Origin of the sequence: Bradyrhizobium sp. BR 1432 (genome assembly GCF_051547705.1) — a bacterium.
Lineage (GTDB): Bacteria > Pseudomonadota > Alphaproteobacteria > Rhizobiales > Xanthobacteraceae > Bradyrhizobium > Bradyrhizobium zhanjiangense.
In genome coordinates this window covers 7,981,474-7,993,954 of sequence record NZ_JBPUGF010000003.1, presented here as the reverse complement: position 1 = coordinate 7,993,954, position 12,481 = coordinate 7,981,474, and the positions used below count along the sequence as shown (strand labels likewise).

General features: G+C 61.9%; 9 protein-coding genes and 2 pseudogenes. 2 read left to right on the top strand and 9 right to left on the bottom strand.

Features of this window, described 5'->3' with window-relative positions; all coding sequences use genetic code 11:
* Positions 1–58: 58 nt before the first annotated feature.
* The 8 genes and pseudogenes from ACSKB8_RS38770 to ACSKB8_RS38735 all read right to left on the bottom strand — a co-directional run bounded on the left by ACSKB8_RS38770 (position 59) and on the right by ACSKB8_RS38735 (position 8,613).
* Positions 59–484 (bottom strand): CBS domain-containing protein, encoded by a 426-nt coding sequence (locus ACSKB8_RS38770; RefSeq protein ID WP_091892232.1) that lies wholly within the window; start codon positions 482–484, stop codon positions 59–61.
* Between the two features lie 179 nt (positions 485–663).
* Entirely contained in the window at positions 664–1,986 is a 1,323-nt protein-coding gene (gene oxlT, locus ACSKB8_RS38765) for an oxalate/formate MFS antiporter (RefSeq protein ID WP_370990844.1), read from the bottom strand.
* A gap of 261 nt (positions 1,987–2,247) precedes the next feature.
* Positions 2,248–3,537, bottom strand: a complete 1,290-nt coding sequence (oxlT, locus tag ACSKB8_RS38760; protein WP_438109705.1) for an oxalate/formate MFS antiporter — start codon at positions 3,535–3,537, stop codon at positions 2,248–2,250.
* A gap of 366 nt (positions 3,538–3,903) precedes the next feature.
* Positions 3,904–5,460, bottom strand: coding sequence for a tripartite tricarboxylate transporter permease (locus tag ACSKB8_RS38755; RefSeq protein ID WP_438109704.1), 1,557 nt, complete (start codon positions 5,458–5,460; stop codon positions 3,904–3,906).
* Between the two features lie 41 nt (positions 5,461–5,501).
* Positions 5,502–5,998: pseudogene (locus ACSKB8_RS38750) on the bottom strand (tripartite tricarboxylate transporter TctB family protein).
* Between the two features lie 84 nt (positions 5,999–6,082).
* Positions 6,083–7,089 (bottom strand): annotated as a pseudogene (locus ACSKB8_RS38745) (Bug family tripartite tricarboxylate transporter substrate binding protein).
* 463 nt (positions 7,090–7,552) lie between these two features.
* Complete coding sequence (locus tag ACSKB8_RS38740) at positions 7,553–7,717, bottom strand: hypothetical protein (RefSeq protein ID WP_438110925.1); 165 nt, start codon at positions 7,715–7,717, stop codon at positions 7,553–7,555.
* A gap of 470 nt (positions 7,718–8,187) precedes the next feature.
* On the bottom strand, positions 8,188–8,613 hold the full coding sequence (locus tag ACSKB8_RS38735; protein ID WP_438109702.1) for an ATP-binding protein: 426 nt from the start codon (positions 8,611–8,613) through the stop codon (positions 8,188–8,190).
* A 168-nt stretch (positions 8,614–8,781) separates the two neighbouring features.
* Here ACSKB8_RS38735 and ACSKB8_RS38730 point away from each other — a divergent pair, with 168 nt between their 5' ends.
* Together ACSKB8_RS38730 and ACSKB8_RS38725 are read left to right on the top strand one after the other, a co-directional pair.
* A complete protein-coding gene (locus ACSKB8_RS38730) occupies positions 8,782–10,113 on the top strand; it encodes an Hsp70 family protein (protein WP_438109700.1) in 1,332 nt (443 codons plus the stop codon).
* A 520-nt stretch (positions 10,114–10,633) separates the two neighbouring features.
* On the top strand, positions 10,634–11,812 hold the full coding sequence (locus tag ACSKB8_RS38725; protein WP_438109699.1) for an IS110 family transposase: 1,179 nt from the start codon (positions 10,634–10,636) through the stop codon (positions 11,810–11,812).
* Here ACSKB8_RS38725 and ACSKB8_RS38720 read toward each other — a convergent pair.
* A complete protein-coding gene (locus tag ACSKB8_RS38720; RefSeq protein ID WP_091892246.1) occupies positions 11,802–12,245 on the bottom strand; it encodes an SRPBCC family protein in 444 nt (147 codons plus the stop codon). The genes ACSKB8_RS38725 and ACSKB8_RS38720 overlap by 11 nt on opposite strands.
* Between the last annotated feature and the right edge of the window lie 236 nt (positions 12,246–12,481).

The following is a 12,481-nucleotide window of genomic DNA, read 5'->3' as shown; positions in this document are numbered from 1 at the left end:
GGTCCGGCTCGGAAGGATCCGAGCCGGGGCCGGTAGTCGCAGGGGAAGGCTTGCCGCTTTAGGCTGCTTGCGGCGTCGAGTTGGTGGCCTCGTCAACGGCAGCGGCGATGTCGCGCATGCTGATGACCGAGACGAGGCTGTAATCGTCGATCACGGGCAAATGGCGGATGTGATGACGGTTCATCAGGTGCCGGACATGCTCGATCGTGTCCGAGGAGGTGCAGGACACGAGCTGCTGCACCGAGACCAGCTGCGAGACTTTGACGTTGACGGCGGCCGCGCCGTGCTCGGCGACGGCGCGCACCACGTCACGCTCGGTGAACATGCCGACCGCGGTGTTGCCTTCGGAGCGGACCACGTCCTTCACGACCAGCGCGCTGATGTTGTTGGCGCGCATCAGCTTGGCGGCGATACCCACCGTTTCGTTCATTCGCACCGTGACAACGCGCGGCGTCTTCTTGCGCAGAATGTCTCCGACCAGCATTGCAACCTCCCTGGGTGAATGACAGGGGCAAGTGTGGTATACATAATGCCAATCGTCAAGCGCTGGATTTGGCTGATCCGAAAAATCTTGCGGCAGCAATGCTGACGTTTGCCGCGTGCAAAAAAGAAAGGGGCGCATCGCTGCGCCCCTTCTCAAGCCCTGCAAAACGCGTTGGTGGCTTACGCCGTCTCGGTCTTGGCGTTGCCGGTTGCGGTGTCAGCGCTCTCGGCTTCCTTGCCGAGGATGAAGGAGCGGCGCAGCGGCTTGATCACGAACAACGCCATCAGCGCCGCCGTCGCGTTCAGCGCCACTGCGACTACGAACACGGCCTTCCAGCCATAGGCGGTCGAGATCACGCTGGCGAGCGGAACGAGCAGGGATGCTGTGCCCTTGGCGGTGTAGAGCATGCCGTTGTTGGTGGTCGCGAACTTCGAGCCGAAGGTGTCGCCGCAGGTCGCGGGGAATAGCGAGTAGATCTCGCCGAACACGCCGAAATAGATCGCGGTAGCGAGTACGAAGACGACGGGCACGTGGCCATAGGCCGACAGCGCCAGCAGCATCACCGCCGCCGTGCCGAAGGCGATGAACATGGTGGGCTCGCGGCCGATCGTGTCGGAGACCCAGCCGAAGAAGGGACGTCCGAAACCGTCGAAGATGCGGTCGAGCGAGATCGCGAAGGTCAGTGCCGCCATCTGGAAGCCGGCGAGGGTGACCGGCGTGTCGGCGATCTTGAAGTCGTGCGCGATCGGGGCGATCTGCGCCGCGGTCATCAGGCCACCGGAAGCGACCATGACGAAAACGAGATACATCACCCAGAAAATAGGGGTCCGCAGCACCTGTGGCGGGGTGAAGTCGATCTTGGTCTGCGGCAAATTGAGCTGCTTCTTCTTCGGCGGAATCGAGATCCGCGGCGGCTGGATGAAGAAGGCGAGCACGAACACGATCAGGCCCTGGCCGATGCCGAAGGTGAGGAACGCGTGCTGATAGCCGCTCGAAACGATCATGCTCGCGATCGGCACGATGGTGAGCGCGGCGCCGGCGCCGAAGCCGGCGGCGGTCGCGCCCGCTGCGAGGCCGCGGCGGTCGGGAAACCATTTCAGCGCGTTGCCGACGCAGGTGCCGTACACCGCGCCCGCGCCCATGCCGCCAATGATCGCGGCGGCGTAGAGCAGGGTGAGGCTATCGGCGTAGGAGTTGAGAATCCACGAGAGCGCGATCATCGCGCCGCCGAACATGACCACGATGCGCGGGCCGTATTTGTCGACGAACCAGGCTTCGACCGGCACCAGCCAGGTCTCGGTGACGACGAAGATGGTGAAAGCGAGCTGGATCGCGGCGCGTCCCCAATGATGGGCCGCATCGATCGGATCGACGAAGAGCGTCCAGCCGTATTGCAGATTGGCGATCATCGCCATGCAGACGATGCCCATCACGAGCTGGAGCCAGCGGAAACCGGTGCGAAGAGGCGCGGCCGTGACGGCGCCGTCCAAGCTGGAAATCATCAAGAACCTCCCAACGCGCTGATTAACTGCGACGTGGGATTGCAAGATGACCCAGTGTCGCAAATGTTGTGGCTTATCGTCGCAAGCGCGGCGCGGAGCTTGGTATACCATATTCCAGATTGCAAGCCTTATCTTGGCTCCCCGTCCAACAAAATGCGCGGGTTCCAGCCGCTCTCCACGGCATCGCAGTGTCTTCGCATCAAACGAAAACGCCCGGCCGTGAGGCCGGGCGTCATGCTCAGTGAACTGTGGTGGAGCGGGTCAGACGGTCGATTTCGCGACCACGACCTTGCGCCAGGGCTTGAGCAGCACGATCGCCAGCAGCGAAGCCAGGATGTTGGCGCCTGCCGCGATGATGAACACGCTGTCCCAGGTGCCCGACGACTGCTGCATGTAGTTGGCGATCGGCACCAGCAGCGCGGCGGTGCCCTTCGCGGTGTAGAGCAGGCCGGCATTGGTGGTCGCGAACTTGGCGCCGAACGTGTCGGTGCAGGTCGAGGGGAACAGCGAGTAGATCTCACCCCAGGCGAAGAACACGAAGCCCGAGAGCAGCACGAACCAGATCGGATCGTGGCCCCAGAGGTAGAGAAACCAGATGCCGATCCCTTCCATGCCGAAGGCGATGAACATCGTGTTCTCGCGGCCGATCATGTCGGAGATCCAGCCGAAGAACGGACGCGTCAGGCCGTTGAGCACGCGGTCGATTGTCGCCGCGAACGTCACCGCCGTCATCGTCACCGCCATCAGCGTGACCGGCACGTTGTCGACCTTCCAGTCGGCCGCGATCGGCTTCAGGTTCGCCGTCACCATGAGGCCGCCGGCGCCGACGATCACGAACATGAAGTACATCAGCCAGAAGATCGGCTGGCGCAGCACCTCGGTCGGCTGGTAGTTGCGCCGAGACTGGAGCAGCGCGGCATTGACCACGACGTTCGGCACCTGGCCCGATTTCGGCGCCAGCAGGAAGAAGGCGAGCAGGCAGATGATGATGCCTTGCCCGAGGCCGAAATAGAGGAAGGTGGTCTGGAAGCCACTGTCCTTGATCATGGCCTGGATCGGCGCGACGGTCAGCGCAGAGCCTGCACCGAAGCCTGCGGCCGTGATGCCCGCGGCAAGACCGCGCTTGTCCGGAAACCACTTCAGCGCGTTGCCGACGCAGGTGCCGTAGACGCCGCCGGCGCCGATGCCCGCGATGATCATGCCGAGATAGTAGCCGTTGAGCGTTGTCGCCTGCGCGTTGATCGCCCAGCCGATGGCACAGAGCAGGCCGCCGACCAGCACCACGATACGCGGGCCGTATTTATCGACGAACCAGCCTTCGACCGGCACGAGCCAGGTCTCGAACAAAACGAACAGGGTGAAGGCCCATTGGATCGAGGCGCGATCCCAGCCGAACTTCTTCTGGATGTCGGGGACGAAGAACGTCCAGCCGTATTGATAGTTGGCGATCATCACCATCGCGCCTACGCCGATGGCCAATTGCGCCCAGCGATAAGCATCGCTGACGCGCGCGGCACTTGGGGCCGCTGTTGACTGCACCATGTCCGTCATAAAAACCCTCCCGAACGCGCCGATCATTTTTATGCATGCGCTGCCCGCATCCTGGTATTCATTATGCCAAGATTCAAGCAGAGGACTGGAGGTGCGGCGAAATATCGCGGAAGTCGTTCACATGCGCGATTGCCGAGGAATTGTAAAGCCCAAAACGCTGCGGCGTAACCGCGACGGCGGCGACCGGGTCACGTCAACAGATTGATTTTGTGAGGAGATTTTCGTTTTTGCAAAGGGCGCAAAGAACTGCCGGCAGACCCGCTCCGTTCGGACTTTCAGTTGCCGAGGGGGCGTGCGCCGCCCGCGCGGCCCGAGGCGCGGACGTTCGGGGACCGCCCATTTCCTGGAATTCTTTATTCCAGAAGCCTAGTGCGGAGAGATTCGGCCTTCGCTTTTCGGCGCGGATTGCGCCGGCGGCGCGCCTCGCGCCATCGACGTGCGCAGGCGGCTGTAGCCTTCCTGGATCGCGGACCAGAACAGGGCGACCAGACCGAGCGCCATGATCGTGCTGACGAGGCCGTTGGAGAAAAACACCCCGAGCGAGCCCTGGGATCCCAGCAGCGATTGGCGGAAGGCTTCCTCCGCCTTGTCGCCGAGCACGATGGCGAGCACCAGCGGCGCGAGCGGGTAGTTGCACTTCTTCAGGAGATAGCCGAGCACGCCGAACACCAGCATCAGCATCACGTCGAAGGTGCTGTTGTGCACGGAATAGGCGCCAATCGCACAGAGCACCAGGATGAGCGGCGCGATGATGCCGAAGGGCACGCGGAGGATCGCGGCGAAGATCGGCACGCAGGTGAGCACGACGACGAGGCCGGCGAGATTGCCGAGATACATCGACGCGATCAGGCCCCAGACGAACTCCTTCTGCTCGACGAACAGCATGGGGCCGGGCTGCAGGCCCCAGATCAACAAGCCGCCAAGCAGGACGGCGGCAGTCGGGGAGCCCGGCACTCCGAGCGACAGCATCGGCAGCAGCGCCGAGGTGCCGGCGGCATGTGCGGCCGTCTCCGGCGCGATCACGCCTTCGATCTCGCCCCTGCCGAAATTGTTGCCGCGTCGTGCCAGACGCTTGGCGATGCCGTAGCTCATGAAGGATGCCGGCGTGGCACCAGCGGGCGTGATGCCCATCCAGCACCCGATCAGGCAGGAGCGCAGCGACGTCATCCAGTAGGAGGGTAATTCCCGCCAGGTCTGAAGCACGACCCGAAGGTTGATGGTGGCGTTGCCGCCGCGGAAAGCCAGCCCTTCCTCCATGGTCAGCAGGATCTCGCCGATGCCGAACAGGCCGATCACGGCGATCAGGAAGTCGAATCCGTTGAGCAACTCGGTGACGCCGAAGGTCAGCCGCAACTGTCCCGTGATCGAATCGAGGCCGACCGCCGCGAGTGCAAAGCCCATCATCATCGCCGCGATCGTCTTGAACGGCGGCTCCTTGCTGAGGCCAACGAAGCTGCAGAAGGCGAGGAAGTACACCGCGAACTTCTCCGCCGGACCAAATCGCAGCGCAAAGCCCGCGACGAGGGGCGCGACGAGCGTGATCATGATGACGGCAAACAATGCGCCCACGAAGGAGGAGGTGAAGGCGGCGGTCAGGGCTTCGCCGGGTTTGCCCTGTTGCGCCATCGGATAGCCGTCGAAGGTGGTCGCCACGGACCAGGGCTCGCCGGGTATGTTGAACAGGATCGAGGTGATGGCGCCGCCGAACAATGCGCCCCAATAGATGCAGGACAGCATGATGATCGCCGATGTCGGCGGCATGCTGAAGGTCAGGGGAAGGAGGATCGCGACGCCGTTGGCGCCGCCGAGTCCCGGAAGCACGCCGATGATGACACCGAGCGTGATGCCGATGATCATCAGCATGATGTTGTAGGGCTGCAGGGCGACCGCGAAGCCGTGAAACAGATTGGCCAACTCTTCCATATCGATACGTCCTGCAGCAGTAACGGATGGCGGCGCGGCTCTTACAGACCGAGCCATTCCTCGAACGGACCCTTGGGCAGCGGGACCAGGAACCAGCGCTCGAAAACAAGATAGGTCAGCACCGGCATGCCGATCGCCACTGCGATGGTCGTCAGCCAGCGATAGCCGCCGAGCCAGCGCATGAACCAGGCGATGAAGACCATCGAGGCGACGTAGAGGCCGATGAACGGCATCGAGCCGACATAGATCGCGGTGGGCACGACGACGCTCATGACCTGGCGAAGCTGTCCCATGTTGCGAACAGCCGGCCGTCGCCGTCGCGTCGCGCGCTCCAGAGGTTGATGGCGCTGGCGCCGACGATGGTGGCGCCGACATAGAAGGGGAAGAAGCCGGCACGCGGGCCTTCCGCGCCCCAGTTGATGCCGGCCTTCAGGCTGCCGAAGATCACGACCAGGCCGAAGGCGCCGATCAATAGCGCGATGCCGATTTCCAGCGTCTTGTGTGCGGGGCCGGATTCGGATCCGGATTGTTCAGTCATGTGACCTCCAGGCGGACGCAGTCTTTCGCGGTCGCGGCAGACGGGAGGACGCGTAGCGTCCTCAGCCGTCGTCGATGTCGCGGGTCAGTTTCCCGACCCGAGGAAGCCGGCTTCCTTCATCAAGCCTTGGTGGCGCTTCTCCTCGGCCTCGACCCACTTCGCGTATTCTGCTCCGGTCAGGAATGTCGTGTTGAAGGCGCCGTTCTTCATGAAATCCTGCCATTCCGGCGTGGCGCGGACCTTCTTGAACAGCTCGACGTAGTATTCGATCTGATCCTTCGTGGCCTTGGGCGACATGAAGATGCCACGCAGCATCAGATATTCCATCGCGAGGCCCTGCGACTTGCAGGTCGGAATATCCTTCCAGGCCTTGCCGTCGGCGATCGGCTCGTCATAGGCCATCGGCTGGGCGTCGAAGACGCAGAGCGGACGGAGCTTGCCGCCGCGCCATTGCGCGACCGCCTCGATCGGATTGTTGACGGTCGAATCGACGTGATTGCCGACGAGCTGAACGGCAACTTCGCCGCCGCCCTTGTACGGGATGTAGGTGAACTTCGAGTCGATCGCCTTCTCGATGCCGACCGTGATGATCTGGTCTTCCTGCTTGGAGCCGGTGCCGCCCATCTTGAATGAGCCGGGCGGCGCTTTCTTCACGGCGTCGACATAGTCCTTGACGGTGTTGTACGGCTTCTCTGCATTCACCCAGAGCACGAATTCATCGAGCGCCAGCATCGCCACCGGGCTCAAATCCTTCCAGTTGAACGGAATCCCGTTGCCAGCGGTGTCGTAAACAGGTTCGACAGCGTGATGATGATCTTGTGAGGATTGCCCGACGACATCTTCACATCGAGAAAGCCTTCGCCGCCTGCGCCGCCGGCCTTGTTGATGACGACCAGCGGCTGCTTCATCAGATTGTGCTTGGTAACGATGCCCTGGATGGTGCGCGCCATCTGATCGGCGCCGCCGCCGGTGCCCGCGGGCACGATGAACTCGACCGGACGGACCGGCTCCCAGGCAGCACGGCTTGGGGTGCTGTTGGCGCACGACATCGCGACTGCCGCCAAAGCGACATTCAGAACGAATGGCTTCATGTTTCTCTCCCTGTCGAACCTCGAACGCAGCCGCTCTTTGTCGGCTTGCGTCAGCCCATCTCGATTCACCTGCCCTGGGGTCACCCTTGCGGTCGATCTCCCACGGCAGTCCCGATAGAAACTCTATGAGCAGGGACAACGCGCGGCATCCGCTCCTTTCGGCTAAGGCTCTGCCGGGGTTCGCGGCACGCGTCTCCCCTCGGCCGTTCCCGTCCCGCGTTACGTTTCCCCGCCTTACACCTTTGATTGTGAAACCGTTCTTGGTTCCCGAATGGTATGCGAGATGCCAGCAGCCAAACAATCGGATCGGCGGGTCACGTCGGCGGACCAATCGTCGCAGATGCGGTCGCGAGCGTGGCGAGGACGAAAAACAAAATGGCCCCGACATGCGGGGCCATTTGATCAAACGCAGCGTCTGCGGGGCTTGCCAACCCGCCGCTCGGCGGGGCGGGCAAGGCCTTTTTTACAGGCCGAAACGCGGCAGGTCGCCGTTGTGATTCGAAATCTCGGCGCTCGCCATCAGGAGGCTGTCGATCGCGGCCATCAGGCGGGCGAACAGCGAGGAGGAGGGGCGAGAGCAACGGAAGCGGTCTTGGACATTGGAAATCCCTTTCTTGAGAACAGTCAATCTTGCTGTCTCATTTCGAAGGGCAATCTATGTATACCAGATGCCAGTGTCCATGTTCTTGTTTGCATAGCAGCACGCGATCTCTCGCATTGCAGCATAATGCCGGATTAACGGGTATTTCGGCCTCAAAATCTTCGAGGCGCGCCGATGGCGCACCTATTGAGTAACTTTCGCACTTATTGAGTAAGTGCTATAAGGTTACGCGGCAATGGAGCGAGATCAATGGCAGCAGGCGCGATCGATTGGAAGGCACTACGGTTCGAGGTTCTTGAGACGTTCAACTCCCGCAAACTCCAAATAGTTGTTCCCACTTTGTCCAAATGACATCATGCGCCGAGTTAGGAGTTCTTGTTCGACTTTCTTGAGACTGTTCCACCAGGTCGGGGCCATGCACACGTTCTCAAAACACTCGAAGGTGAATTGTATAGCTAGCGTGGTATACAATGCAGGCTTCTGCCTCAAAAAGGACTCTACAAACACTCGAGCGATTTCGTCGGACTTATCCGATCATACTCATCAATAATGATAATCGGAATTTCATTCTGACCAAATCGCCCCAACTGAAGAAAGACGTGGTCGGGCTCGATTGGAGCAGGAAATTGAAGATCGAGTGTCGCATCATCACCCTCCCATTTGATACGCCTAAACACTTTCCTCCATAGGCTGTCGAAACTGTCAGCACTATCTGCGTCAACCGCAATCTCTCGAACCCGCCTCGTCTCGGAGTTCAGATCCTTGTGGAATATGTTTGCCAGAGAGGTCTTCCCGACCCCTCTCTCGCCGAAAATAATGGCGTGGCGAGCTTTCTCGATTGCAATATCCTGTAATCGCTGGATGGTGGCCTTCCGCCCCGCGAACTGCGCGACCTCATTGATCGGGGGACCTGGGGTGTCCACGACGATTGGATTTTTTCGAGCAGTACGTTCGTCGAGATGGGTGACGCACTCAGAGCATAGGTGGCCGTAAGAAGGGCTGTTCTGACGGACTCAATGAACCGGGTTGGCAGGGCAGGTCAAAGCCGCTATTGGTCCGCCCCCTTATCCAATCAACTGTCAGAGTGGTTCATGTCGAGCGCCTCGCCCGCCGTCTCGATCGGCATCGATTTTGGGACCAGCAATACGGTCGTCGCGCTCGCGGCGGACGATCGCCGGGTCGAGGCCATCCGCTTCGACCACGGCGGTCAGCGCCACAGCGTCTACGTCTCGGCGTTGTGCTTCTGGGAGGACCGGCCGGGAGCCGGCGCCCAGGCCGAGGGCGGGCCGTGGGCGATCGAGCAATTTCTCGAAGGACGCCACGTCTACCGCTTCCTGCAGTCGTTCAAGACATTTGCGGCGAGTTCCAGCTTCAACACCACCCAGGTGTTCCGGCAGCGCTACAAGTTCGAGGACATCTTGGCGGCATTCCTGCGGACGCTGGCGCGCCGTGGCGGGGACCGGTTTGGCTTCGAGGCCGCAAACATCACGGTCGGCCGCCCCGTCCGCTTTGCCGGCGGCAATCCCGACGAGGCGCTGGCGATGCAGCGCTACCGGGCCGCGTTCGATCGTCTCGGCGCCGGCCACGCCCGCTACGTCTACGAGCCCGTGGGCGCGGCGTTCTCCTTCGCCCGCCGGCTGGAGCGCGATGCCACCGTGCTGGTTGCGGATTTCGGTGGCGGCACCAGCGATTTCTCCGTGATGCGTTTCTCGCGTGCGGGCGGAAGCCTTCGCGCCGAGCCGCTCGGACACGCCGGCATCGGCATCGCCGGCGACACGTTCGATTACCGTATTGTCGACCATGTCGTCTCGCCGCGCCTCGGCAAGGGCTCCAGCTTCCGCTCGTTCGACAAGGTGTTGCCGGTCCCCAGCGGCCACTACACCAACCTCGCGCGCTGGCATCAGCTCGCGATGATGAAGAGCAACGGCGATTTGCGCGAGCTCCGCGAGCTTGCGCGCACCGCGCTGAAGCCGGCTCTGCTCGAGGACTTCATCACCATCGTCGATCTCGACCTCGGCTTTTCGCTGTACCGCGCGGTGTCCGACGCCAAGGTGGCGCTGTCCGCGCAGGACGAGGTGGACTTCCGCTTCAGGGGCGGCGGGGTCGACATCGGCGCGACCATCACACGGAAGAATTTCGAATTCTGGATCGCCGACGACATTGCCCGGTTGGGAGCCACCGTCGACAAGGTGCTGGGCGAGGCCGGCATCACCGCGCGCGAGGTGGAGAAAGTGTTCTTGACCGGCGGCACGTCCTTCGTGCCCGCCGTCCGAAAGCTGTTCGCCGAGCGGTTCGGCAACGAACGGCTGATGTCGGGCGACCAGTTCGAGTTGATCGCCTACGGGCTGGCGCTGATCGGACATAGTCCTGATCCGGGCCGATGGACGGCGAGTGGCGGGATCGAGCCGAGGACAGGCGCGTAACAATCGTTCGCAATCAGTCGGATCTGCTTCACTGGCAACCGCAGTTGGGCTGTGTAGATATCTGCAGACTCGATGTGAGTTGTTCTCTCGGAAACTTCCTCATTCTCCGTCATTGCGAGCGCAGCGAAGCAATCCAGAGTCCCTCCGCAGAACGATTCTGGATTGCTTCGCTGCGCTCGCAATGACGACGTGGGTAGATCCGCGCGTCCCATCGAACAGTGCCGTAGGGTGGGCAAAGTCGCGGAGCGCCGTGCCCACCATCTTTCCGGGTTGAGAGAGCATTGGTGGGTACGCTGCGCTTTGCCCACCCTTGTATTAGCCTGATCGGTTATATTGAACCGTTCCGTGAGGAATGGCCCAGCCCGGGTAGCCGCCCGAGCTGGGTCGCCGTTCGATCGGATCGGTACCCACCGAAGCCTTGAGGGCTGTCTGACGTAGCGAGATCGCGATCGGCACTTCATCGGGACCCGAATGGTCGAACGAACTTAAGGTTCGCATAACAAGGGAGGGATCGACGAAGATGGCCAAGCATAGCACGATCTGTGCCGGGATCGATACCGGCAAACGGAAGCTCGATGTGGCGATCGAGGGCCGCGGCGAGCAGTTGCAGGTGAAGAACACGGCGGAAGGCCATGAGGCTTTGCTGACGTGGCTGCGACAGCAGCGCGTCAAACGCATCGGCATCGAGGCGAGTGGCGGTTACGAACAGCCTGTCGTCGCCGAACTGCGACGCAAGGGGTTTGTGGTTGTGGTGTTTCAGCCGGCTCAGGTCCGGGGCTATGCCAAATTCCACTTGCAGCGAGCCAAGAACGATAAGATCGATGCCGCCCTTATCGCAGCTTGCACCGCAGCGGTGCGGAAGATCCATGCCGCTCCCGATCCTCGGTTGCTGCCATTCGCCGAGCAACTGACCATGATCGATCAGATCGGCGAGGATATTGCGCGCCTCAAGAACAGGATCGAGAGCTGCCGTAATGTGGCGATTAACCAGCTCTGGCGCAAAGATATCACTCGTCTGGAGCAACGTGAGAGGGCCGCACTCAAGGCTCTGGTCGCCTCGCTCCGCGAGCATCCCGACCTTGCCAAGAGGCTTGCGCTGATCAACAGCGTCGACGGCATCGGGCTGCCGACCGCCGTTGCCATCCTGGTGCGTCTGCCAGAGATCGGCCGGATCACGCGGGAGCAAGCTGTCGCTCTCGCCGGGCTGGCGCCCTATGACGACGACAGCGGCGACCAGGTCGGGGTGCGGCATATCGAGGGCGGACGCAAGCGGCTGCGTCGCGCCCTTTATACGGCTTCACTGGCTGCATCGTTTCGATGGAACCCGCAGCTGATCCAGCTCTACCAGAGGCTGACCGCAGCCGGAAAGGAACACAAGCGCGCGCTCGTTGCCTGCGCCAGGAAGATGCTGATCTTCGCCAACACGGTGGTGGCCCGCGGTACCGCCGTGGTGCGGCGAACCGCCGGTAGGATCACTTTCTGCTTCTTAGTTCGACCGGGACGCGCTTCTTCGTCCCGACCTACGGCCCCTCATGACGTCGCGCGCAGCGTCCGTCAAGGATGGCCGTCGCTCGCTCGAACCTCACATGGTCTGTTGCCAGGCCACGCCTTGACGGACGCGAGCACGGCGTCATCATGGCAGGCGCAGACGAGCCATTCTAATGGTTGCTACAATACTCATGTCGTCGCTATTGGTTGATCTCAGGCTCGACGAGCCGGGCCAGGTTGCGCAGCGATTCCTGCCAGCCGAGATAACAGGCCTCCGGCGGGATGACGTCGGGGATGCCGGCCTGCGTGATGTCGAGTTCGGTGCCGACCGAGACCTTCTTCAAGACCACGGTCACCTCGATCAGGCCCGGCAAATTGGGATCGTCGAACTTGTCGGTGTAGCGGATGCGTTCGCCGGGCACGAGCTCGACATATTCACCGCCGAACGAATGGCCGTTGCCTGTGGTGAAATTCCGGAACGACATCTTGAACGTGCCGCCGACCTTGGGCTCGAAATGATGCACGGTGCAGGTGAAGCCGTTCGGCGGAAGCCATTTCGCCATCGCATCGGCCTCCAGGAAGGCGCGATAGACTTTCTCCGGGCTAGTGGCCAGGACGCGGTGCAAGCGGATCGTGCTGGGCATGATTGTTATCCTCAGTGATTGATGGGCCCGAGTTTGGCGTCTATGGCCCATTCATGTCACGAGGACGACGGGGAAGCTGCCGATCCGACAAGCGTCTCGGATTTTTTTGGTCGAGTCTTGTTCGGCCGGGTTGCTAAGCATGATGGGATGAGGCTTGATCGCCGCCGCGACGGAGGTGCTTCGCCTCTCCCGCTTGCGGGAGAGGCCGACGCGCTCGCAAAGCGCGGCGGGTGAGG